Consider the following 22,162-nt stretch of genomic DNA (forward strand, 5'->3'; position numbering starts at 1 on the left):
GGCGGTTACTTGAGGTCGCTCTCCTTGATGTAGCCGGAGTCGACGACGACCTTCTGGTAGTTGTCCTTGTTGACGCTCACCGGCACCAGCAGGTACGCGGGAACGACCTTCGCGCCGTTGTCGTACGTCTTGGTGTCGTTGGTCTCGGGCTTCTTGTCGTTGAGCACCGCGTCGACCATGTTCGAGGCCACCTTGGCCAGTTCACGGGTGTCCTTGTAGACGGTCATCGCCTGCTCGCCCGCGATGATCGACTTCACCGAGGCGACCTCGGCGTCCTGGCCGGTCACGATCGGCAGCGGCTTGCTCCCGGAACCGTAACCGTCCGACTTCAGCGCCGAGATGATGCCGATGGAGATGCCGTCGTACGGCGAGAGCACCGCGTCGACCTTGCCGCTCTTGTACGAGGCGGTGAGGATGTCGTCCATGCGCCGCTGCGCGGTCGCGCCGTCCCAGCGCAGCGTGGTGACCTGGGTCAGCTTCGTCTGGCCGGACTTGACGACGAGCTTGCCCTCGTCGATGTACGGCTGTAGGACGCTCATCGCGCCAGAGAAGAAGTACCGGGTGTTGTTGTCGTCGTTCGAGCCCGCGAACAGCTCGATGTTGAACGGCCCCTTCTCGCTGCCGTCCTTCAGCCCGAGCTGCTCGACGATGTAGGAGCCCTGGAGCTCGCCGACCTTCTCGTTGTCGAAAGACGCGTAGTAGTCGACGTTCTTCGTACCGAGGATCAGACGGTCGTACGAGATCACCGGGATCTTGGCGTCCGCGGCCTGCTGGAGCACGTTGTTCAGCGACTTGTTGTCGATCGCGGCGACGATCAGCGCGTCCACGCCCTGCGTGATCATGTTCTCGATCTGCGAGACCTGCTGGTCCGGCTCGTCCTCGCCGAAGACCAGCTTGGTCTTGAAGCCCTTGGACTCCAGGTTCTTGACGACGTTGGCCCCGTCGGCGATCCAGCGCTCGGAGGACTTGGTGGGCATCGAGATCCCGATGGTGGCGTCCTTGGCGTCGCCCCCCTTGTCCTCGCTGCCGCCGTCACTGTCCTGCCCGCAGGCGGAGAGGGTGAGGGCGAGGGAAGCGGCTCCGGCTATGGCGGCGAGTGCGGCTCTGCGGTTACGCATGATCATCATCCTTGATGTGTGGGCCGGTTCTGGCTGGCGGTGCGGGAGACGTTTCCCGAAGGGGGTGCGAAGTGGGACCGAGAAGAGGTGTGTGGGATTGTGTGCGGCTGCGTCGTCTTTTGTGAAGCGGTTGGCCCGGAACGTTATGAGGGCGTTTCGAACCGCACGAGGGCGCCGGGCAACCGCGAGCCGAGCGGCGCCATTTCGCCGTCGGCCCCGTGCCGTGCGAGCAGGTCCAGAGCGAGCCGGCCGCGCCGCACCCGTTCCCTCGCCGTGTTCAGGGCCAGGTCCCGCAGATGGTGCCCGTAGGGGTAGATCCCGGGCGCCTTGGACAGACCGAACTTCAGATAGAGCGGTGCGCCGCGCCGGATGAGCTCGGCGACCTCGTACATCCGCACGTACCCGCCGAGGTCGTCGGGGGCCTCGATGTACATGTCCATGGGTGCGGCCGAAACCCGCCGGATCTCGGTGAGGTGATCGAGCGTCAGATCACTGGGCACGTTGAGGGAGTCCGCGCCGAGGTGTTCGTACACGGCGTACGAGGCCGGGTTGACGGGGCCCACCAGCGCCGAGAGCTTGAGGGTCGTGTCGGCCGGGATGATCCCGGCCACCCGCGCCCTGTGCAGCGTCCACAGCACGCCCTCGTCCGCGACGAGCAGGCACTTGACGCCCAACTCCGTTGCCCTGATCGCGTCTTCGACGCATCCGGCGACCGCGTCGTGGCCCCGGGCGCGCAGCCCGCCGCCCCGCGAGTCGGAGCGCACCGAGCCGCCGATGTCCCAGGTGCCGCGCGGCCCGGTGAACAGGCAGAGCTCGATGTCGTGTTCGTCGGTGGCCTCGACCATCTCGGTGATCTCCGAGTCGGTCAGCATCCAGACGCCGCTGCCCTGGCTGATCCGGTGGATCGGCACATCGAGCCGCGAGGACTCCTTGAGGACCACGGCGAGAGCCTCGGGGCCCTCGACGGAGGGAACCTCGGTGCGCCAGCGGCCGCCTCCCGGGAAGGTGTGCGGTGAGGCGTCGGCGGGGGAGAGGGGCGGCGCGTCGAGGCCGAGCGCGGCGAGCGCCTGCTCGCCGGGTCGACGGGCTGCCGGAGGCGGGGCGTCGGTCACAAGCTGTCCTTCGCGTTCGTTGACTTGGGGTGCGTTCGTTGTCTCGAACGCGGTTCGTGTCGGTGGGTGTACGCCGGTACGGAGTGGTCAGGCACCCCGCACCGGCGTACTGCTCAGGGGAGCGGAAGGATCTGGCTCATGGGCGGAGAAGGGCGAGGTTCATGGGCGCAGCAGGACCTTTCCGACCTTGGGATCGCCGGACCCCACCAGCTCGATGGCCTCCGGGAAGTCGGCGAGCGCCAGCTCGTGGGTGACCAGCGGAAGCGGGTTGAGGAGCCCGGCGCCGAACACCCGCACCGTGTGCGCCCAGGCGTCCGGCGGCGCCCCGAACACGGTGTGCACCTCAAGCTGCCGTACGACGAGATCGGTGGGGTCGAGACCCTCCGCGCCCGGCGCCGGGATACCCGTGAGGACAAGGCGTCCGCCGCGCCTGAGCAGGGAGGCGGCGGTGCGCGCGGCGGACGCCGACCCGGCGGTTTCGACGACCACGTCGAAGTCGTCGGGCAGTTCCTGGTTCCTGGTACGGAAGTCGGTGGCGCCGAAGTCCCTGGACAGCGCCGCGCGGTCGGGGCGGGTGCCGACGACCAGCAGTTCGGCCGGGGAGCCGGCCTTCAGGAACTGCACGGCGAACATCCCGAGCGTCCCCGTGCCCACGACGGCGACCCGTTCCCCGGGCAGCGCGTTGGCCTTGAGCGCGGCGGCCGCGATACAGGCGGCGGGCTCGAGCAGCGCTGCCGCCGTCAAGTCCGCGTCGTCGGGCAGGACATGGAGAAGGCGGGCGGGGAGGGTGAGGGTGGTGGCCATCGCGCCCGGCTGGGTGAAGCCGGTCTCCTCGTACCCCGCGGTGCACAGCGTGGTCTCGCCCGCGTGACAGCGGTCGCAGACCTGGCAGTTGCGGAAACCCTCGCCGACGACCTTCCGGCCGACGAGAGCCGCGGGCACGCCGGCGCCGGCCGCCTGCACCGTCCCGGACCATTCGTGGCCGGGCGTGAGGGGGTAACGGACGTACCCCTCGGGCCGGTTGCCCTGGTAGAGCTCGCGGTCGCTGCCGCAGATGCCGACCGCGTGCACGCGCACCAGCGCCTCGCCCGCGTCCGGCTGCCGGGGCTCGTGGCGGATCAGCCGGTGCTCGCCCGGCGCCGCGACGACGACCGCCGTACTCACTGCGCGCCCTTCGGCTTGCGCTGCTCCCAGCCGTCCGCCCACAGGTCGAACCGGGCCTGCTGCTGCGGGAACTCGGCGGCCGCGTCGGTGTCGAGCTCGACACCGAGGCCGGGCGCCTCGGAGAGCTGGAAGTAGCCGTCGACGACCTCGGGAGCCCCCTTCACGACCTTCTTGATCTCCGCGTCCGCGAAGTCGTTGAAGTGCTCCAGGATCTTGAAGTTCGGCGAGGTGAAGCCGACTTGGAGGGAGGCGGCGGTCAGGACGGGCCCGCCCACGTTGTGCGGCGCGACGAGGACGTAGTGCGCCTCGGCGGTCGCGGCCAGCTTCCGGGTCTCCCAGATGCCCCCGATGTGACCGACGTCGGGCTGGATGATGTCGACGGCCTGGCTCTCGAACAGCTCGCGGAACTCGACGCGGTCGTGGATCCGCTCGCCGGTGGCGATCGGGATGTCCACCTTGGCGGCGACCTTCTCCAGGGCCTTGAGGTTCTCCGGCGGAACCGGCTCCTCCAGCCAGGCGGGCTTGAAGGGCGCGAGTTCGTGGGCGAGCCGGACGGCGGTCGAGGGCGAGAACCGGCCGTGCATCTCCAGCATCAGCTCGGTCTCGGGGCCGATCGCGTCGCGCACGGCCTCGATCAGCGAGACGGAGTAGAGGGTGGCCTGGTGGTCGAGCTCGAAGTGACCGGTGCCGAAGGGGTCGATCTTCAGGGCCTTGTACCCGCGTGCGACGACCTCCTGCGCGGCCTTGTGGTAGGCCTCCGGGGTCCGCTCCGTGGTGTACCAGCCGTTGGCGTACGCCTTGACCCTGTCGGTGACCTTGCCGCCGAGAAGCTGCCAGACGGGAACGCCGAGCGCCTTGCCCTTGATGTCCCAGCACGCCATCTCGATGACGGCGATACCGGACATCACGATCTCGCCGGCCCGGCCGTAGTCGCCGTACTTCATCCGCCGGACGAGGTCCTCGACAGCGAACGGGTCGGAGCCGAGAATGTGATTGGCCTCCGCCTCCCGCAGATAGCCGATCAGCGCGTCGGTATGGCCCAGCATGCGGGTTTCGCCGACTCCGGTGACACCCTCGTCGGTGTGCACCTGGACGTAGGTCAGGTTCCGCCAGGGTGTCCCGACCACGTGTGTGCTGATTCCCGTGATGCGCACGGCAGTTGCCCCCTGTGCTCTTCGGCTCTGTTCGAAATTTCGTCACACGTTCGAAATGCTGGCGTGACAGTAAGGACGCGGCCCCGTGGGTGTCAATGGGTCGAACACATAACGGTTTCGACGCGATGGGCGCGGGATGCCCGGCGATGGCGGGGAATGTTCGGGGGCGTCCCCGATCCGGTACACCGGAACGGACGGTTCCCTACACAACATTCACAGCCGTGACTATGAACGGGACGTCCGGGGAACCTAGTCTTCCGGCGTCATGGACTACTGCCACCCGTGCCGCAGGCACCTCAATGGCGCCCTTGCATGCCCGGGGTGCGGCACACCAGCCGATAAGGTCCGCGAGCACGCGGACGCGGTCGAGTCACGCCCGGAGGCCGACGACGACGTCGGTGAGTCTCCCGAGGGCGACGACGCGCATCCCCGGGGGCGGCGGCGGGGCGTCGGCGCCGGGCCGGCCGGGCGGCGGGACCGGAAGGCCGCCGCGCACCGGAAGCGGCGTCGCGGGGCCCTGATAGCCGGCGCCGGACTGCTGCTCGCCGCGGGCGGGCTGAGTCTCGCCGAGCTCGGTGTGGAGGGGGCGGGGTCCAATCCGCAGGCCTCCAAGGCGGACGAGTCGCCCGAGGGTGGTGCGGCTACTCCGGCGCGGACCGCTCGGGCGATCGACGATGCGGCGGGGTCCGACGGTGCCTCCGCCTCCGGCTCGCCGTCGGCCTCCTCGTCGCCTTCGCCGTCCGCGTCCGTGTCGGCCTCCGAGTCCGCCGCGGGCGACGAGGAGGAGCAGTCGGCGCCCTCGACCCAGGGCGTCACGACCTCGGCCCCGACGTCGAGCCGGCCCACCGCCACCTCCCAGCCCCCGAGTGCCGACCCGACCTCGGCGGACCCGAGCCCGGACCCTTCGCCTTCGGAAACGTGCGCGCAGTTCCTGTGGTGGTGCACGTAGGGGCTGATTCTCAGCCCGTCCGGCGTTTGAGGACGAGCGCGTCAGCGCGATGCGGGGGTCTGGGGGCGGCAGCCCCCGGGAACGGGACGGGAAGGGGCGGAGGGGGCGAGGAAACCACCCCGGCCCACCTACGCCGCGAGCATCCGTTGAAGCAACCCCCGCAAAGACACCCGCTCCTCCCGGGACAGCCCCGCGAGCGGCTCCCGGGCGAAGCGGAGCGAATCCCGCAGGCCGCGGGCGACCCGCCGCCCCTCCTCCGTGGCAGCCGCCAGCTTGACCCGCCGGTCCGCGGGATCCGGACGCCGCTCCACCAGCCCCCGCGCCTCCAGCCGGTCCACGATCCCGGTGACATTCGACGGCTCGCACTTGAGCTTCTGCGCGAGCCGCCGCATCGGCAGCGGCTCCAGCGACAGCAGGCTCAGCAGCCGCGCCTGCGCCCCCGTCAGCGCGTGCTCGGCCGCGGCCTCCTCGTACTCCTCGTGATACCGCGCCACCACCGTGCCGATGAGGTCGACGACCTCCAGCGTCAGCGGGTCGATACGGGGTGTCTTCTGGGTGGCCATGCGCTCAATGCTAACCGGTTACTTGACATCATGAAATATTCAGGAGCATGGTTGTTTCAGTTAGTGAAGTAGTTGAGAGAGGCGTAATTTCATGACCGACACCCCCCAGCTCCCCGCCGTCAGCCGCGAGTGGCTCCTCGTCAGCCGCCCCGTCGGCTGGCCCAAGCCGGAGGACTTCGCCCTCGTCGAGGCCGAGGTCGGACAGCCGGGCGAGGGGCAGGTGCTCGTGCGGAACAAGTACGTCTCGGTCGACCCGTACATGCGCGGCCGCATGAGCGCCGCCAAGTCGTACGTCGCCCCCTTCGAGCTGGGCAAGGTCATGCAGGGCGGCGCGGTCGGCGAGGTCGTCGCCTCGAACGCCGAGGGCATCGCGGCCGGCGACCACGTGCTGCACTTCTTCGGCTGGCGCGAGTACGCCGTGGTCGACGCCAAGCAGGCCGTCAAGGTGGACGCGGAGGCCGCGCCGCTGAGCACGTACCTCGGCGTCCTCGGCATGACCGGCCTCACCGCGTACGCCGGTCTGCTGCGCACCGCCTCCTTCAAGGAGGGCGACTCGGTGTTCGTGTCGGGCGCCGCCGGTGCCGTCGGCAGCCAGGTCGGCCAGATCGCCAGGCTCAAGGGTGCCTCGCGGGTCATCGGCTCGGCAGGCTCCGACGAGAAGGTCAAGCTGCTCGTCGAGGAGTACGGCTTCGACGCCGCGTTCAACTACAAGAACGGCCCCGTGAACGCGCAGCTCCGCGAGGCCGCTCCCGACGGCGTCGACGTCTACTTCGACAACGTCGGCGGTGACCACCTGGAGGCGGCCATCGGTCAGCTCAACCGGGACGGCCGTATCGCCGTCTGCGGCGCGATCTCCGTCTACAACAGCACGGAGCCCGTCCCCGGCCCGAAGAACCTCGCCCGCCTGATCCAGACCCGCGGCCGCATCGAGGGCTTCCTCGTCGGCGACCACTACGACCTCCAGAAGCAGTTCGTCCAGGAGGTCGGCCCCTGGGTCGCCTCGGGCGCGCTCAAGTACCGCGAGACGGTCGTCGAGGGCATCGAGAACAACCTGGAGGCGTTCCTCGGGGTCCTGCGCGGCGACAACACCGGAAAGATGATCGTCAAGCTCTGACCTTCGCCCGCCCTTCTGCTGAACTTCCGACATGCGGTAACTTCTTTCCATAATCGCCGCGATCGCGGGCGCGAGTCGCGGCGGACCGAGGAGGAACGCACCGTATGTCCATTCAGCAGTCGGACGTCCTGTACACCGCCGTCGCCACCGCCGAGAACGGCCGCGACGGCCGGGTGGCCACCGATGACGGCAAGATCGACGCCGTCCTCAACCCGCCCCAGGAGATGGGCGGCAGTGGTGTCGGCACCAACCCCGAGCAGTTCTTCGCCGCCGGGTACAGCGCCTGCTTCCAGGGCGCGCTCGGCGTCGTCGCCCGTCAGGAGAAGGCCGACATCTCCGGCTCGACCGTCACCGCGAAGGTCGGCATAGGCAAGAACGAGGACGGGTTCGGGCTCATCGTCGAGATCTCCGCCGCCATCCCGAACGTGGACGCGGCGACGGCTCAGGCGCTGCTCGAGAAGGCCCACCAGGTCTGCCCGTACTCGAAGGCGACGCGCGGCAACATCACCGTGACGCTCGTCTGAGGTCTGAGGTCTGAGGTCTGAGGTCCGGCGACAGTCGTCGCACATGGCGGAGGCGGCACCCCGAGGACGTGGGGTGCCGCCTCTGTCGTAGGGACCCCGCTAGTGGGCCAGTGCCAGCAACGCCCTTGCCACCTGCGGGAATTCACCCTTGGGATGGTCGCGGAAGAGCGGCTCGGTGCCGAACAGGACCGCGTGCGGGCCGCTGACGACGGAGGCCCGACCCGCGGCCGCCGTGGGCCCGGCCGTGCCGTCGGCCAGCGGACGCCAGTGCCCGGAGACGAGCGGGTTGCCGTTCGCGTACGACTGTTCCACGCGCACCCCGGGGCCGAGACCGGTGAACCAGAGCGGGGCGTAGACGAAGCTGTGGTCGGGGGCGCCCGCGGTCACCACGCCCGAATTCACCACACGTACAACGCCGTTGGCGTCCCCGTCGGCCGCCACCGGCCGTACGGCGAGCAGCCCTGTGGCCGCGTTGAGCGCCGCGCCGGTGGCTCCGCGCCCCACCAGGCCGTGGGTGCCCAGAAAGGCGCCGAGAGCGGCCCGTGCGGACGCGTTGAGACCCGCGTGGCTGAGCCCCGACGACGCGAACAGCACATCGGCCGCCGACCAGTCGAAGCCCGCGTTGAGGATCGCCGTCGACACCGGGACCACGTCGAAGTTCATCTCGCGCAGCGCGAACAGCTCGCCCGGGGTGACGGCGGCGGCAACTCGCGTGAGGCGCAGGGGAGTACCGCCGGTCGCGTTCGCCTTCGTCGCGTCGAAGACGACGTCGTACACGCGGGCGAGAGCGACGGCCCTCGCCCGGGCCGAGCCCGGTACGAGCGCGCTGCCGTCGGCTGCCTGCCGTACCGAAACCCCCTGCTTCAGAAGGGAGTTGAGGGCCGCGATCTCCTGCGGGTCGTCGAGCCGGAGCCGCAGGTCGCCGCGCGGCGCGACGTAACCGACATCGGTGGCCGCGTGGACCGTGCGCCGCGGGACCGCCGCCAGACCGGTGCCGCCGCGCACGGGCGTGACCGTCGCGCCCCACAGCCGGCCCAGGCTCCACCCCGAGATGTCGTACATGACCGACACCTTGCCGCTGATGTCCGTCCCGTCCGCCAGCAGCACGTTGGCCATGCCGCGCTTGGGCTGACGCAGGTCGACGACGTAACTGCCCTTCGGGTACGACCGTCCCGCGAGCCGGAAGCGGTCGGTCGCGCGGGTGACGCGGACGTCGTTGGCGAGCAGGTGGTCCACCAGACGGGCCGCGGCGGTCGCGGAGCGCTGCGTCGCGCCCGCCGGAATGACGTACGCGCGCGGGAACTCGGTCGTGTAGACGTCCTCGGGCCCGATGCCCGGGACGCCGGGGACCGTCTCGGCGGAGACCGGTACCTGCGCGGCCCCCTCCGCGCCGCGCCGGAAGACCTCGATCTGGTCGGCGACGAGTGAAGTCCGGTGCGTCCGGGCGAAGTCGAGGGTCGCGCGGATGGCCGCGCCCGCGACATCGACGTTGACGGCGGCGCGCCGCCTCAACTCCTCGACCGGCAGCGACTCGTAGGCCGCGTTGTTCACCTGCAACGGGATCTCCACGGTGTGCGCGGCGACCGTGCCGTGGAACGCCGCGTACTGCGGCGTGAAGATCGGCGGCCAGTCGTCCCAGCCCTCCTCCTGGTCGCGGAAGGGGATCTGCGCGGGCTCCACACCGTCCTCGGCGGGCGTGTAGCCGAGGCCGTTGACGGCGGCCTCCATGCCCAGCGCGTTGGCGTAGGTGTTCTTGAGGAAGAGGTCGTACTCGTAGTTCTCGCCGTGAGGCGGGGTCGTCGGCTCGATCAGCGTGCCGTTGACGTAGCCGTGCAGGTCGACCATGACCGCGGGCTGCTTGTCGATGCCGATCTGGCGGATCGCCCGGGACTCGGGCTGCGAGGCGGTGACGAAGTCCCGGTTCAGGTCGAAGCCGTTGGCGTTGGCCCGGGTTCCGGCGATCCGGCCGTCCGGGTTCGCGGTGATGTTGAAGTACAGCCGGCTGTGGGCGAGGAGGTCGGCGGTCCTGGCGTCCTTGGCCGTCGCGAGCCGCTCGACGGCTCCGAGGGCGGCGTCCGTGCCCTCCCACTCGTTGCCGTGGATGTTGTTGTTGAAGAAGACGGGCGTCTTGTACGTCTTCTTCACGGCAGGGTCCTTGGCCGCCGCCCGCGGCGCGTTCTCGATGAGCTCACGCATCCGTTCCTGGGCGCGGGTCTCGCGGGCGGACTCGGGCGCGGTGACGGTGACGAGATAGAGCCGGTGGCCGCCGGCCGACTCGCCCGCGATCTCCACACTGACCCGGTCGCCGAGCCGTTGGAGGGCGTTCAGCTTCGGGGCGATCGCGTGGTACGGGGTGAGGCCGAGCTTGACGGACCTGTCGGCCGGGTTCTCCGGGTCGGGGGTGAGGACCTGCTCACGGGGATAGCCGGCGGTCGTGCCCGAGAGGTCGGTGACGGGGGTGGCGAGGGCGTTGCGGGCGGCGCTCGCGGAGTTCCTGGCGGCGCCGCTCCCCGCGTCACCGTCCTGGGCGGAGCCCTCGCGCACCGGTGGATTGCGGTCCGCGGTGGCGCTGTGCGGGGCGAGCAGGAGCGAGCCGGTCGCCGTGACGACGACGGTGGCGGTCAGGACGGGTCTCGGTAGGCGCACGCGTCGTACCTCCTGAGTGATGCCCGGGATCGGTACAGGGCCGGTGGTCGGTACGGCGAGGTGTACCTGTTCGACTCTCCCGCAACAAGAGGGCGTTCCCGCCACGCACGCCGCGGGGCGCACCGTGGCGTACGTCATCCGCGCCGCGACCCGGCCTGCGGAGCCGCACGACGTCTCGGCGAGCTGTCTGGCCCAGCGGTCGCGGGCGCTCTCACGCGCCGGGCTGGTGCGGTCGGTGCGGGGCGAGGCGGGCGGCTGCGCTCGCCCGGGAGCCCGCCTCGATGACGGTGGTTGACGTGGTTGACGTGGTCGAAGGGGTCGACGGGCTCGACGTGGTCGAAGGCGGCGACGGGCCCGCCCCGCCTTCGCCCGCACCGAGATCCGCAGGCGCGGCCCGTCGGCCATCCCGGCGCCCAGTCCCGCACCGCGCACCGTGCGATCGCCGACCCGGTCCGGAGCGCCGGCTCGGACGGCGGCCCCGCCGCGATGGCCGGCATCGGGAAGTGGCTGACCGCGACGGACGCGTGAAGGCCCCGGGAGAACGCGGCTAAGGTTCCCCCATGCGTGACTTCGGGGTGGGCTTCAACTACTTGATACAGGGCCAGCGATGGGTGGCCAGGCACGGGAAGCAGTACGGCTTCGGCCTGCTCCCGGGACTGATCACCCTCGTGGTGTACGCGGCGTCCCTCGTCGCCCTGGGGATATACGCCGATGACTTCGTCGGCTGGGCCACCCCGTTCGCGGACGACTGGTCCAGCCCCTGGCAGGGCGGCTTCCGCGGCCTCCTCACCGCCGTGCTGTTCGCCCTCGCCCTCCTCCTCTCCGTCGTCACCTTCACGGCGGTCACCCTCCTCATCGGCCAGCCCTTCTACGAGAACCTCTCGGAGAAGGTCGACCGGGACGTCTCCCCGGACGGCACGGCACCCGAGTCGGGCCTGCCGATGTGGCGGGAGCTGTGGATCTCGGGCCGCGACAGCCTCCGTATCGTCGTCAGGGCGGCTCTGTGGGGCATCCTGCTCTTCGCCTGCGGCTTCATCCCGTTCGTCGGCCAGACGGCGGTCCCGGTGATCGGCCTCTTCGTCACCGGCTTCTTCCTGACCGAGGAGCTGACGGCGGTGGCCATGCAACGCCGTCGCGTCGACCTCCGCCGCCGCCTCACCCTGCTCCGCGGCCGAAAGCGGCTGATCTGGGGCTTCGGTACCCCGCTGGCCGTCTCCTTCCTGGTCCCGTTCGTCGCCGTCTTCCTGATGCCCGGCGCCGTCGCGGGCGCCACCCTGATGGCCCGCGACCTGCTGGGCGAGGAGACGACTGACGGCGACCGGGGCAAGGGCAAGAAGGCCGCGAACCACCAGCGGCCGGCGCCCACGGCCTGACCGCCGCCCCGCCACCCGTCAGGAACCCGACTCCACCGCCACCGTCAGGATCGCCCGCACCTGGGCGATGATGTCCAGCCGGTTCCGTACGAACTCGGCGTCGGTGACCACCCCGGTCGCCGGGTCCGTGTTGTCCGTGCCGAACTGGAGCACGGGCGTGTGCACATGCCCGCCCGGCAGGGCGTCGTGCAGACCGAGCCGGTCGCGCAGCAGCGTCGCGCGGTACGCGATCTCGTTGGAGAGGTAGTTCCCGCCGCCCCCGGCACGAGCCGTCGAACCGGGAGTCGGGCCGTCCGGACGTACGACCGCGGTGGTGCCGCCCGCCGGGATCTCGGTCACCGACGTGTTGTCGTACACCGGGAAGCGGCCCGTGTTCGCGGCCACGATCTCCGCGTACGGAAGGGTCGTCGACGTCCACTGCGGCTGTGAGGCCGGGTGGGTGACCGGCACGGTCCCAGTGACCGAGAGATTCCGGTTGTCCGGGAAGCCGCCGCGCCAGGCCCCGTTGGTCCGCTCCACGTCGAAGCGGCCCACCCGGCCCTGGCTGATGGTCGTGAACAGGTCCACGCGGGGCAGCTTCGACCGCAGCGTCCGCTCCACCGTGCCCTCGGCGAAGTCCTCCCAGCGGACCGGGAACACGGCGGTCTCCACCCGAGCAGGACCGTCCGCGGTCCGGATCGTCGTGCCGTCCAGGGCGAGGGCACTGGCTCCGGACGGGTTGGAGATCCGGACGTCACGGTCCAGCGTGAACGGGTCGAATCCGGTCACCAGGATCCGCTTCACGCCCTTGGCCCGCGGATAGTGAATGGCGTCCTGACCGCGTGAGGACACCTCCAACCTGGCCAGCAGATTGTTCCGTTGAGCTTCGCTGAGCCTGAACTCCGGCTCCCACGCGCGTACTTCGCGTGTCATACCGAGCCGCGCCCAGTACAGCGGCCGGTCGTCGTCCCGGCTCAGATCCCCGCCCGCCGGACCCCGGCCCTGCGCCCGGTCCACGGCCCGCCGCCACAACCGCGCACCCTGCTGTACGGCGGCCCGCTCGGCCTGCGCGTACGAGTCGGCCTTCGCCAGCGCCCGGGCGAACCGCGGTGCCACGGTGTCGAATCCGGACCGCCGCAGGATCTCCTGGGGCGCGGCCCTGTCGAGCCGCAGCTCCTCCACGGTGGGGGGCTCGGCGCTGGAGGGGCCGGCGGACGCGGTGGGCGCCGCCGACAGACCCGCCGCCAGGGCCAGTCCGAGTACGCCGATCCGAGTACGTATGTGATTCAAGGGAGTTCTGGCCTTCCGCCGCCGTGGGGTGTGCCGGACGGCGGCAGTATCGCGTGACGGACGGGGCGTACGCCATGGGGCGTGACTGCCGTGACCACCGGGCTTCGCGAGGTCTCGCCAGGCGTTCTCCGCGTACCTTCCGCGAGTCGGGAATCAGACGCCCGAAGCAGGATTGAGACGCCGAAAGCCTGTCAAGGACTCCAGGGACTTCGATGTGGAGGTACCCCCGTGGCGGAGACCGCGCAGACCCCGCTGGACCAGGCCCGCGAGGCGGTCGTCGAGGCGGCGCTCGGCAGGCTCGGCCTCGACGCGAAGGTGAGGCTGCTGTCCGGGCAGGACATGTGGTCGCTGCCCGCGCTCCCGGAGATCGGGCTGAGGTCCCTGGTCATGTCCGACGGCCCGATCGGTGTCCGCGGCGTGCGCTGGAGCGCCGACGATCCCTCCGTCGCGCTGCCGTCCCCGACCGCGCTCGCCGCCACCTGGGACCCCGGCCTCGCCCACCGCGCCGGTGTCCTGCTCGCCCAGGAGGCCCGCCGCAAGAACGTCCACGTGCTGCTCGCGCCCACCGTGAACCTGCACCGTTCCCCGCTCGGCGGCCGGCACTTCGAGGCGTACAGCGAGGACCCGTATCTGACCGGCGTGATCGGCGGCGGCTATGTGCGGGGCGTCCAGTCCGGCGGCGTCGCCACCACCGTCAAGCACTTCGTCGCCAACGACGCCGAGACCGACCGCTTCACGGTGAACAACCTCGTCTCCCAACGCGCCCTGCGGGAGCTCTACCTGGCCCCCTTCGAAGCCATCGTCGACAGCGCCCGCCCCTGGGGCGTGATGACCGCCTACAACTCGGTCAACGGCACGACCATGTCCGAGCACCGCCGCCTCGTGAACGGGATCCTGCGCGGCGAATGGGGCTTCGACGGCTTCAACGTCTCCGACTGGACGGCCGCGCGCTCCACGACCGCCGCCATCGAGGGCGGCCTCGACGTCGCCATGCCAGGACCGCGCACCGTGTACGGCGAACCGCTCGCGCGGGCCGTACGGGACGGCCAGGTCGCGGAGTCGACGGTCGACGACGCCGTACGCAACGTCCTGCGCCTCGCCGCCCGCGTGGGCATCCTGGACGGCGCCGAACCGGTCGTGACCGAGCCGCCCGCCACCGTCGACGGCGAGGCCCTGGCCCGTGAGATCGCCCACCGCTCCTTCGTTCTCGTGCGCAACGAGAACGCGGCTCTACCGCTCGAACCGGGCACGGTCGCGCTCAGCGGCGCCGCCGCCCGCGACGCCCGCGTCCTCGGCGGCGGCTCCGCCACCGTCTTCCCCGCCCGGATCGTCTCGCCTCTCGACGGCCTCACCGCCGCCCTCCCCGAGGGCAGCCTGACGTACGCCGTCGGAGCCGACCCGAACGAGGAACTCGCCATCGCCGACAAGGGGTTCGAGCTGCGCGCCGTCTGCCGCGACGAGGCAGGCGAGGTCATCGGCAGTGGCTCCGCCCCCAACGGCCAGATCCAGTGGACGGGCAACGACCTACCGGACGGCGTCACCCACGACGCCCTCCGCACCGTCGAACTGACCGGCACCTTCACCCCGCGCGACACCGGCACGCACACCTTCGGCATCAAGGGCCTCGGCGCGTTCACCCTCACCGTCGACGGCACGACGTACTTCGACGAAGTCCAGCGCACCGACAAGGACAGCCCCTTCGAGACGTTCTTCGGAGCCCCGGTGCCCCGCGCCCACGCCGAACTCACCGCCGGCCGGCCGGTGAGCGTCTCCCTCACCCACACCGTCACCCTCCCCGAGGGCGGCCCCGTGAAGGTGATCGGCTTCTCGCTCGCCCACCAGGAGCCGCGGCGCGACGCCGACGAACTGATCGCGGAGGCCGTCGAGTCGGCCCGCGCCGCCGACACCGCCGTCGTCGTGGTCGCCACCACCGACCGCGTCGAGTCCGAGGGCTTCGACCGCGAGAACCTCCGGCTCCCGGGCCGCCAGGACGACCTGGTCCACGCCGTGGCCGCCGCCAACCCGAACACCGTCGTGATCGTCAACTCCGGCTCCCCGGTGGAGCTTCCGTGGCGCGAGGAGGTCGCCGCCGTCCTGCTGAACTGGTTCCCCGGCCAGGAGGGCGGCGCGGCCCTCGCCGACGTCCTCACCGGCGCCCACGAGCCCGGCGGCCGGCTGCCCACGACCTGGGGCTCCCTCGCCGCCGCCCCGGTTACCCAGGTCGCCCCCGAGAACGGCGAACTCCCTTACACCGAGGACGTGTTCATCGGCTACCGCGCCTGGGAGAAAGCCGGCGCCGTCCCCTCGTACGCCTTCGGGCACGGCCTCGGCTACACCGACTGGACGTACGAGTCGATCGAGGCCGACGGCACGACCGCCACGATCCGGGTCCGGAACTCCGGCGAGCGGGCCGGCCGCGAGGTCGTCCAGGTCTATCTGGCGCCCACCGAACAGGACACCGACCGCCCGGCCCGGTGGCTCGCCGGGTTCGCGAGCCTGGAGGCGGGGCCCGGCGAGAGCGCCGAGGCCGTGGTCGAACTCCCGCGCCGCGCCTTCGAGGTCTGGGACGAGACGGCGAACTCGTGGGCGTTTGTGAAGGGTTCGTACGAGATCCAGGCAGGACGCTCGATCGCGGACCGCCGCGTCGCGACGAGCATTACGGTCTGAGCCAGGACGAGCCGCCCCCCTGAGCAGCCCCGGTCCGGAACCTGACATCCGGGCCGGGGCTCGGGCGGAGCACCGGCTACGCGGAGTCCTGGTCCCGCACCGTGAACCGCCAGACGGTCTCCGACCGGTACACCCCGCCGGGCCGCAGCCCGGTGCTCGGGAACTCCGGGCGGTTCGGGGAGTCGGGGAAGTGCTGGGTCTCCAGCGCGATGCCGTCGCCGGGCGCGAAGGGCAGCGAACCGTCGAGGTGGTCGGCGGTGTAGAGCTGGAGGCCGGGCTCGGTGGTCGCCACGGTCAGCACGCGCCCGGAAGCCGGGTCGTACAGCTCGGCGACCTCCACCGGCGTCTCGGTCAGTCCCTTGTCGAGCACGAAGTTGTGGTCGTACCCGGCGCCCGTCTTCCGCGCCTCACGGAAGTCGAAGCGGGTGCCGTCCACGTCCAGGAACTCCCCGGTCGGGATGAGGTCGCCGTCCACCGGCGTCAACCGCGAGGCGGCGAGCCGGAGTTCGTGTCCGACCGCGCTCCCCGAACCGCTCAGATTCCAGTACGTGTGATTCGTCAGGTTCACCACCGTCGGCGCGTCCGTGACCGCCTCGTACGCGATCCGCAGCGCGGGGCCCGCCCTGTCCACGTCCAGCGTGTACGTCGCCGAGACCTCCAGGCGCCCCGGGAAGCCCTCCTCGCCGTGCGGACCGACCCGGGACAGTCGGACCCCGTGTTCGACCGGCTGCGCGTCCCACACACGCTTGTCGAAGCCGCGCTCGCCGCCGTGCAGGGAGTTGGTGCCGTTGTTCTGCGCCAGGTGGTAGGTGAGCCCGTCGAGCGGGAAACGGCCGCCCGCGATCCGGTTCGCGTACCGCCCCACCAGCGCCCCGAAGTACGGCTCCGGATGCGCGAGGTACCCCGCCAGGTCCGGGAAGCCCAGCACCACGTCGACGGCCCGGCCCGCCCCGTCCGGGACCTCGGCCGCCTGCACGATCCCGCCGTACGTCAGGACCCGCACCCGCAGGCCGCCACGCTCCAGCGTCCAGCGGTGAACGGGGGTGCCGTCGGGAAGCGTGCCGAAGAGTTCGTCGTACATGATCGAAAGCCTAGGCCACCGGAGCGGCTCCCGACCGAAGGCCTACGCCGCCGGTTTCCTCGCCGTCACCACGCGATAGGCCGTCTCCGCGAGCCACGCCTGCCCGGTCCTGCTCGGGTGGAACCAGTCCCAGTGGCTCAACTCGTCCGTCCCGAAGCGGTAGTCGAAGACCGCGCCGCCGTCGAAGCGGCAGTACCTGTCCGTGGCGCAGACCTCCTCGAGCACCTTGTTGTACGCCTCCACCCGGTCCTGCACCGTGTCGCGCCGCAGCGTCGCCGCCGCGTCGAGGGAGTCCGCGTCACCCAGCATCGAGGGGCAGATGCCCAGCTTCCAGACCTGCTTGCCGAGCGGGTTGGTGCGGCCCTCGGACCAGAGCCGCTTCAGGTCCGGCACGCTCGCCACGTACACCTGGCTCGTGGGCAGTGCCTCGCGCAGCGTGCCCAGCGCGTCCTTGAAGTCGGTCCGGAACTCCGCGACGGAGGTCATCGCCGAGACGGACGAGCGGCAGGCGTCGTTGGCGCCCGCCATCACCGCCACCAGCTCGGGCCCGCGCGTGACGGCCTGCGCCATCTGCCCCGGCAGGTCCGCCATCCGCGCCCCGGTCACCGCGTAGTTCCAGCTGTGCTCGGCCGCCCCGGCCCTCCCCAGCAGCCGTACGGCGAGACTCTTCACGCCTTTGTCGCTGCCGGTCGCCCAGGACGCCTCGGGGCAGTCGGACAGCACCGTGCACGCGTCGAAGCCGCGGGTGATGGAGTCGCCGACCGCGGCCACCGACTCGGGGCTGCGGTCCCAGGCCGGGGTGGGGGACGGCCGGCCCCTGGTGCTGTCCTTCGGCGCCGGGGAGTTGCCACCGGTGGCGTCGCACCCGGCGACACCGAGCAGAGCCGCCACCGCGACGGCGAGGACGGCCCGCGAACGATGGCTACGGTTCCGCATCCCCAGGTCCCCTCGTTCGTTGTGCAGGGTCGGTCCATACCCCGGCGAACACGGTCGGTCAACACCGCGTCCCCTTGGGTGAAACCTCAATGTTTCTGCGCGCTGGGACCGACGGTACGTCACACTCCTTGCGCCGCCGCACGGTAGCCTCGCCACGTGGCCGCCCCGCCACCGCCGTCCCGCTAAGTTACAAGATGTCTCGCTCTGTCCGGAGGCCCCAGTGACGACACGTGGAGTTCTCTACGTGCACTCCGCGCCCCGCGCGCTGTGCCCGCACGTCGAGTGGGCGGTCGCGGGGGTGCTCGGCACACGCGTCAACCTCGACTGGATCCGGCAGCCCGCCTCGCCGGGCACCTGGAGATCAGAGTTCTCCTGGAAGGGCGAGGTCGGCACCGCCTCCAAGCTCGCCTCCGCACTCCGCGGCTGGCAGATGCTTCGCTTCGAAGTCACCTCCGAGCCGTGCCCCACCGCCGAGGGCGAGCGCTACAGCTGCACCCCCGACCTCGGCATCTACCACGCCGTCACCGGAATCCACGGCGACATCCTGATCCCCGAGGACCGGCTGCGCGCCGCCCTGCTGCGCTCCCAGCGCGGCGAGACCGACCTCGAGGCCGAACTCGCCAAGCTCCTCGGCAAACCGTGGGACGACGAGCTGGAGCCCTTCAGGTACGCGGGCGAGGGCGCCCCGGTCCGCTGGCTCCACCAGGTCGTCTGACACCAGCTCCACCGCATGCGTGAAGGGCCCCCACCGAACGGTGGGGGCCCTTCACACATGTATCAGGAACGGCCGGAGCTAGACCGTACGGAATGCCAGCACCACGTTGTGCCCGCCGAACCCGAACGAGTCGTTCAGCGCGGCGATCCGGCCCTCGACGGGCAGCTTCCGCGCCTCTCCCCGCACGATGTCGGCGTTGGCCGCCGCCTCGGGGTCGAGGTTCTCGACGTTGATGGTCGGCGGCGCCACCCGGTGGTACAGGGCGAGCACCGAGGCGACCGACTCCACGCCGCCCGCGCCACCGAGGAGGTGACCGGTCATCGACTTGGTGCCGGAGACCGCCATGTGGTCGGTGTCGTCGCCGAAGACCTTGCGCAGCGCCTTCAGCTCCGCGACGTCACCGGCCGGCGTCGAGGTGGCGTGCGCGTTCACGTGCACGATCTCGGCCGGGTCCAGGTCGGTGTTGTCGAGCAGGTTCTGCAGCGCCTGCGCGATGCCGCGGCCCTCGGGCTCCGGCTGCACGATGTCGTGCGCGTCGGAGGAGATGCCCTGGCCGACCGCCTCCGCGTACACGCGGGCACCGCGCTCGGCGGCGTGCTCGGCCGACTCCAGGACCAGGACGCCGGCGCCCTCACCGAGGACGAAGCCGTCGCGCCCGACGTCGTAGGGACGCGAGGCGCCCTGCGGGTCGTCGTTGTTCTTGGACATCGCCATCATGTTGCCGAACGCGGCGATGGGCAGCGGGTGGATGGCCGCCTCCGTACCACCGGCGACGACGACGTCGGCGCGGCCGGTACGGATCATCTCGATCGCGTAGCCGATGGCCTCGGCGCCCGACGCGCAGGCGGAGACCGGGGTGTGCACACCGGCGCGGGCGCCCACGGCGAGCCCCACGTTGGCGGACGGGCCGTTCGGCATCAGCATCGGCACGGTGTGCGGGGAGACGCGGCGTACGCCCTTCTCCTTCAGCACGTCGTACTGGTCGAGGAGAGTCGTGACGCCGCCGATGCCGGAGGCGATGACCGCGCCCAGCCGGTCGGGGTCGACGGACGCGTCAACCCCGGCCTTGTCGGTGTAACCGGCGTCGGCCCACGCCTCCTTGGCCGCGATCAGCGCGAACTGCGCCGAGCGGTCCAGTCGGCGGGCCTGCGGGCGCGGAATGACCTCGCCCGGCTCCACGGCGATCTGCGCCGCGATACGGACCGCCTGCTCGGCGGCCCACTCCTGATCGAGGGCGCGGACACCGGAACGTCCGGCGACCAGGCCCTCCCAGGTAGAGGCTGCGTCGCCACCCAGCGGTGTGGTTGCGCCGATACCGGTGACGACCACGGTGCGATTGGTCGGGCTCACGGGAATTCTTTCTCCAACGGATACGAGGATTCAGCGGCGCCACCGCCGGGTGGCGGGGCAGTCAGTCCAGGGACCGGGAGATCAGCCCTGGTTCTTGAGGATGTAGGCGGTGGCGTCGCCGACGGTCTTGAGGTTCTTGACGTCGTCGTCCGGGATCTTCACGTCGAAGCGCTCTTCGGCGGCGACGACGACCTCGACCATGGACAGCGAGTCGACGTCCAGGTCATCGGTGAAGGACTTGTCCAGCTGGACGTCCTCGGTGGGGATCCCGGCGATCTCGTTCACGATCTCGGCGAGACCTTCGACGATCTCTTCCTGAGTGGCGGCCATGTCGGCGCTCCTTCGGTATGTATCCAGAGGGTGTGGCGTTACTCCGGCCGGAGAGATCCGGACGGTGTGCCTAGGGGAGGGTAACGACCGTGGCGGCGTACACGAGACCCGCCCCGAAGCCGATGACGAGCGCGGTGTCGCCGCTCTTCGCCTCGCCGGTCGCCAGAAGCCGCTCCATCGCGAGCGGAATCGAGGCTGCCGACGTGTTGCCGGTGGTGCGTACGTCGCGGGCGACCGTGACGTGCTCCGGCAGTTTCAGTGTCTTCACCATCGAGTCGATGATCCGCTCGTTGGCCTGGTGCGGAATGAAGACGTCCAGGTCGGACGAGGTGATCCCGGCCGCGTCCAGCGCCTGCTGAGCGACCTTCGCCATCTCGAACACGGCCCAGCGGAACACCGCCTGGCCCTCCTGCGTGATGGCGGGGAACTTGACCTCGCCCTTGGAGTCGAGCGGCAGCTCGGACACGTCGCCGTTGACGGTCCCCCCGCTCGAGCCAAGCCGCGAGTGGTGGAGGAAACGGTCCCACGGGACGGTCTGCTTGATGGTGTTGGACTTGTCGCCCTCGCTGCCCCACACCGTCGGGCCGATGTGCGGCTCGTCGGAGGGGCCCACCACGACCGCGCCCGCGCCGTCACCGAACAGGAAGGCCGTCGCGCGGTCCTCCAGGTCGGTCAGGTCGGACAGCCGCTCGACGCCGATGACGAGGACGTACTCCGCCGAACCCTCGACGATCATGCCCTTGGCGAGGGTCAGGCCGTAGCCGAAGCCCGCGCAGCCGGCCGAGATGTCGAAGGCCGCGGCCTTGTCCGTGCCGAGCCTGTCGGCGATCTCGGTGGCGATGGCCGGGGTCTGGCTGAAGTGCGACACGGTGGAGACGACCACGGCGCCGATCTGGACGGCGCTGATCCCGGCGTCGGCGATCGCCTTGCCGGACGCCTCGATGGACATCGCGGCGACGGTCTCCTCGTCGTTCGCCCAGTGCCGGGTCTCGATGCCGGAGCGCGAGCGGATCCACTCGTCGGACGAGTCGATCGTCTCGAGGATCACCTCGTTGGGCACGACCCGGACGGGACGGTAGCCGCCCACGCCGAGGATCCGCGCGTACGGGGCGCCCTTGCTCGGCTTGATCTTCGACATGCTCTCGGGCTCCTTGTCAGGCACTGTGCTCGGCGATGAGCTCGCGAGCCGCGTCGAGGTCGTCGGGGGTCTTCAGCGCCAGCGTCCGCACACCCGGCAGGGCGCGCTTGGCCAGACCGGTCAAAGTACCGCCGGGGCACACCTCGAGCAGCGCGGTCACGCCGAGTTCCTTGAACGTCTCCATGCACAGGTCCCAGCGGACCGGGTTGGCGACCTGGCCGACCAGCCGCGTGACGACCTCGTCGCCGCCGGCGACGGTCCTGCCGTCGCTGTTCGAGACGTAGGTGAACCTCGGATCCGCGGGAGCCAGCTCCGCGGCGGCCTTGGCCAGCGTGTCGACGGCGGACGCCATGTGGTGCGTGTGGAAAGCGCCGGCGACCTTCAGCGCGATGACCTTGCGTACGCCCTCGGGCTTGTTCTCCGCGAGTTCGGCGAGCTGCTCCAGGGTGCCGGCCGCCACGACCTGGCCCGCGCCGTTCACGTTCGCGGCCGTCAGACCGAGCTTCTCCAGGTGCGGGACCGTCGTCGCGGGGTCCCCGCCGAGCAGGGCGGACATCCCGGTCCGCGTCACGGCGGCGGCCTCGGCCATCGCCAGGCCCCGCCTGCGTACGAGCTGGAGTGCCGCCGTGTCCTCCAGGACTCCCGCGAACGCGGCGGCGGTGATCTCACCGACGCTGTGGCCGGCGACGGCGCCCGGGGTCACCTCGCCCAGCGCGGCGGCGGACAGCAGTCCGGCCGCGACGAGCAGCGGCTGCGCCACGGCCGTGTCGCGGATCGCGTCCGCGTCGGCCTGCGTGCCGTAGTGGGCAAGGTCAAGGCCGATGGCGTCGGACCAGCCGGCGAGGCGGTCGGCCGCGCCGGGGAGGTCGAGCCAAGGAGTGAGGAAGCCGGGCGTCTGTGCACCCTGGCCGGGAGCGACGAGTACGAGCACACTCACACTCTCTCTTGTGGACGGCCAC

At 70.9% G+C, this 22,162-nt stretch carries 20 protein-coding genes; 7 read left to right on the plus strand and 13 right to left on the minus strand.

The annotated features are described in order from the left end of the window. Positions 1–5: 5 nt before the first annotated feature. The 4 genes from chvE to ACIBLC_RS37805 all read right to left on the minus strand — a co-directional run bounded on the left by chvE (position 6) and on the right by ACIBLC_RS37805 (position 4,548). A complete protein-coding gene (gene chvE, locus ACIBLC_RS37790; protein ID WP_399215992.1) occupies positions 6–1,118 on the minus strand; it encodes a multiple monosaccharide ABC transporter substrate-binding protein in 1,113 nt (370 codons plus the stop codon). A gap of 143 nt (positions 1,119–1,261) precedes the next feature. Continuing rightward, positions 1,262–2,230 (minus strand): hypothetical protein, encoded by a 969-nt coding sequence (locus ACIBLC_RS37795; RefSeq protein WP_399215993.1) that lies wholly within the window; start codon positions 2,228–2,230, stop codon positions 1,262–1,264. Positions 2,231–2,389: 159 nt separating this feature from the next. Next, the gene (locus tag ACIBLC_RS37800) at positions 2,390–3,394 is read right to left on the minus strand and encodes a zinc-binding dehydrogenase (protein ID WP_399215994.1); all 1,005 of its coding nucleotides are present in this window, start codon (positions 3,392–3,394) and stop codon (positions 2,390–2,392) included. Next, entirely contained in the window at positions 3,391–4,548 is a 1,158-nt protein-coding gene (locus ACIBLC_RS37805; protein WP_399215996.1) for a mandelate racemase/muconate lactonizing enzyme family protein, read from the minus strand. The genes ACIBLC_RS37800 and ACIBLC_RS37805 overlap by 4 nt, the downstream gene beginning before the upstream one ends. Before the next feature lie 265 nt (positions 4,549–4,813). On the opposite strand from ACIBLC_RS37805, the gene ACIBLC_RS37810 reads away from it, so the two are divergent. Then, complete coding sequence (locus tag ACIBLC_RS37810; protein ID WP_399215997.1) at positions 4,814–5,497, plus strand: hypothetical protein; 684 nt, start codon at positions 4,814–4,816, stop codon at positions 5,495–5,497. Positions 5,498–5,625: 128 nt separating this feature from the next. Here the strand turns inward: ACIBLC_RS37810 and ACIBLC_RS37815 are convergent, their stop codons facing one another. Continuing rightward, complete coding sequence (locus tag ACIBLC_RS37815) at positions 5,626–6,060, minus strand: MarR family winged helix-turn-helix transcriptional regulator (RefSeq protein WP_399215998.1); 435 nt, start codon at positions 6,058–6,060, stop codon at positions 5,626–5,628. 91 nt (positions 6,061–6,151) lie between these two features. Between ACIBLC_RS37815 and ACIBLC_RS37820 the strand changes: the two genes are divergently transcribed. Next, the gene (locus ACIBLC_RS37820; protein ID WP_399215999.1) at positions 6,152–7,174 is read left to right on the plus strand and encodes an NADP-dependent oxidoreductase; all 1,023 of its coding nucleotides are present in this window, start codon (positions 6,152–6,154) and stop codon (positions 7,172–7,174) included. A gap of 104 nt (positions 7,175–7,278) precedes the next feature. Beyond that, entirely contained in the window at positions 7,279–7,698 is a 420-nt protein-coding gene (locus tag ACIBLC_RS37825; protein ID WP_399216000.1) for an organic hydroperoxide resistance protein, read from the plus strand. A 99-nt stretch (positions 7,699–7,797) separates the two neighbouring features. Here ACIBLC_RS37825 and ACIBLC_RS37830 read toward each other — a convergent pair whose 3' ends face one another. Further along, the gene (locus tag ACIBLC_RS37830) at positions 7,798–10,344 is read right to left on the minus strand and encodes a M14 family zinc carboxypeptidase (RefSeq protein ID WP_399216001.1); all 2,547 of its coding nucleotides are present in this window, start codon (positions 10,342–10,344) and stop codon (positions 7,798–7,800) included. A gap of 291 nt (positions 10,345–10,635) precedes the next feature. Here ACIBLC_RS37830 and ACIBLC_RS37835 point away from each other — a divergent pair, with 291 nt between their 5' ends. Next, entirely contained in the window at positions 10,636–10,872 is a 237-nt protein-coding gene (locus tag ACIBLC_RS37835) for a hypothetical protein (RefSeq protein ID WP_399216002.1), read from the plus strand. A gap of 32 nt (positions 10,873–10,904) precedes the next feature. Next, positions 10,905–11,717 (plus strand): EI24 domain-containing protein, encoded by an 813-nt coding sequence (locus tag ACIBLC_RS37840; RefSeq protein ID WP_399216003.1) that lies wholly within the window; start codon positions 10,905–10,907, stop codon positions 11,715–11,717. 18 nt (positions 11,718–11,735) lie between these two features. On the opposite strand, the gene ACIBLC_RS37845 is transcribed toward ACIBLC_RS37840, so the two are convergent. Next, positions 11,736–12,986, minus strand: a complete 1,251-nt coding sequence (locus tag ACIBLC_RS37845) for a pyroglutamyl peptidase (RefSeq protein WP_399216004.1) — start codon at positions 12,984–12,986, stop codon at positions 11,736–11,738. A 228-nt stretch (positions 12,987–13,214) separates the two neighbouring features. Here ACIBLC_RS37845 and ACIBLC_RS37850 point away from each other — a divergent pair, with 228 nt between their 5' ends. Beyond that, entirely contained in the window at positions 13,215–15,653 is a 2,439-nt protein-coding gene (locus ACIBLC_RS37850; protein WP_399216005.1) for a glycoside hydrolase family 3 protein, read from the plus strand. Between the two features lie 76 nt (positions 15,654–15,729). Here ACIBLC_RS37850 and ACIBLC_RS37855 read toward each other — a convergent pair whose 3' ends face one another. Together ACIBLC_RS37855 and ACIBLC_RS37860 are read right to left on the minus strand one after the other, a co-directional pair. Next, positions 15,730–16,734 carry an aldose epimerase family protein gene (locus tag ACIBLC_RS37855; RefSeq protein WP_399216006.1) on the minus strand — a complete coding sequence of 335 codons (1,005 nt, stop codon included), beginning with the start codon at positions 16,732–16,734 and terminating at the stop codon, positions 15,730–15,732. A gap of 42 nt (positions 16,735–16,776) precedes the next feature. Then, the gene (locus ACIBLC_RS37860; protein WP_399216007.1) at positions 16,777–17,670 is read right to left on the minus strand and encodes an SGNH/GDSL hydrolase family protein; all 894 of its coding nucleotides are present in this window, start codon (positions 17,668–17,670) and stop codon (positions 16,777–16,779) included. A gap of 220 nt (positions 17,671–17,890) precedes the next feature. On the opposite strand from ACIBLC_RS37860, the gene ACIBLC_RS37865 reads away from it, so the two are divergent. After that, positions 17,891–18,385, plus strand: a complete 495-nt coding sequence (locus tag ACIBLC_RS37865; RefSeq protein WP_383687086.1) for a DUF3145 domain-containing protein — start codon at positions 17,891–17,893, stop codon at positions 18,383–18,385. A 78-nt stretch (positions 18,386–18,463) separates the two neighbouring features. Here ACIBLC_RS37865 and ACIBLC_RS37870 read toward each other — a convergent pair whose 3' ends face one another. The 4 genes from ACIBLC_RS37870 to ACIBLC_RS37885 all read right to left on the minus strand — a co-directional run bounded on the left by ACIBLC_RS37870 (position 18,464) and on the right by ACIBLC_RS37885 (position 22,134). Next, on the minus strand, positions 18,464–19,735 hold the full coding sequence (locus ACIBLC_RS37870) for a beta-ketoacyl-[acyl-carrier-protein] synthase family protein (protein ID WP_399216008.1): 1,272 nt from the start codon (positions 19,733–19,735) through the stop codon (positions 18,464–18,466). A gap of 81 nt (positions 19,736–19,816) precedes the next feature. Continuing rightward, positions 19,817–20,065 carry an acyl carrier protein gene (locus ACIBLC_RS37875; protein WP_383687088.1) on the minus strand — a complete coding sequence of 83 codons (249 nt, stop codon included), beginning with the start codon at positions 20,063–20,065 and terminating at the stop codon, positions 19,817–19,819. A 70-nt stretch (positions 20,066–20,135) separates the two neighbouring features. Then, on the minus strand, positions 20,136–21,203 hold the full coding sequence (locus ACIBLC_RS37880) for a ketoacyl-ACP synthase III (RefSeq protein ID WP_399216009.1): 1,068 nt from the start codon (positions 21,201–21,203) through the stop codon (positions 20,136–20,138). A gap of 16 nt (positions 21,204–21,219) precedes the next feature. After that, positions 21,220–22,134 carry an ACP S-malonyltransferase gene (locus tag ACIBLC_RS37885; protein ID WP_399216024.1) on the minus strand — a complete coding sequence of 305 codons (915 nt, stop codon included), beginning with the start codon at positions 22,132–22,134 and terminating at the stop codon, positions 21,220–21,222. Between the last annotated feature and the right edge of the window lie 28 nt (positions 22,135–22,162).

This window comes from Streptomyces sp. NPDC050535 (genome assembly GCF_044457665.1).
Classification (GTDB): Bacteria; Actinomycetota; Actinomycetes; order Streptomycetales; family Streptomycetaceae; genus Streptomyces.

Coding starts and splice junctions, on each gene's coding strand:
- ACIBLC_RS37820 (WP_399215999.1), top strand. CDS start 6,152: ATGACCGACACCCCCCAGCTCCCCGCCGTCAGCCGCGAGTGGCTCCTC.
- ACIBLC_RS37855 (WP_399216006.1), bottom strand. CDS start 16,734: ATGTACGACGAACTCTTCGGCACGCTTCCCGACGGCACCCCCGTTCAC.
- ACIBLC_RS37815 (WP_399215998.1), bottom strand. CDS start 6,060: ATGGCCACCCAGAAGACACCCCGTATCGACCCGCTGACGCTGGAGGTC.
- ACIBLC_RS37860 (WP_399216007.1), bottom strand. CDS start 17,670: ATGCGGAACCGTAGCCATCGTTCGCGGGCCGTCCTCGCCGTCGCGGTG.
- ACIBLC_RS37810 (WP_399215997.1), top strand. CDS start 4,814: ATGGACTACTGCCACCCGTGCCGCAGGCACCTCAATGGCGCCCTTGCA.
- ACIBLC_RS37875 (WP_383687088.1), bottom strand. CDS start 20,065: ATGGCCGCCACTCAGGAAGAGATCGTCGAAGGTCTCGCCGAGATCGTG.
- ACIBLC_RS37825 (WP_399216000.1), top strand. CDS start 7,279: ATGTCCATTCAGCAGTCGGACGTCCTGTACACCGCCGTCGCCACCGCC.
- ACIBLC_RS37880 (WP_399216009.1), bottom strand. CDS start 21,203: ATGTCGAAGATCAAGCCGAGCAAGGGCGCCCCGTACGCGCGGATCCTC.
- chvE (WP_399215992.1), bottom strand. CDS start 1,118: ATGCGTAACCGCAGAGCCGCACTCGCCGCCATAGCCGGAGCCGCTTCC.
- ACIBLC_RS37840 (WP_399216003.1), top strand. CDS start 10,905: ATGCGTGACTTCGGGGTGGGCTTCAACTACTTGATACAGGGCCAGCGA.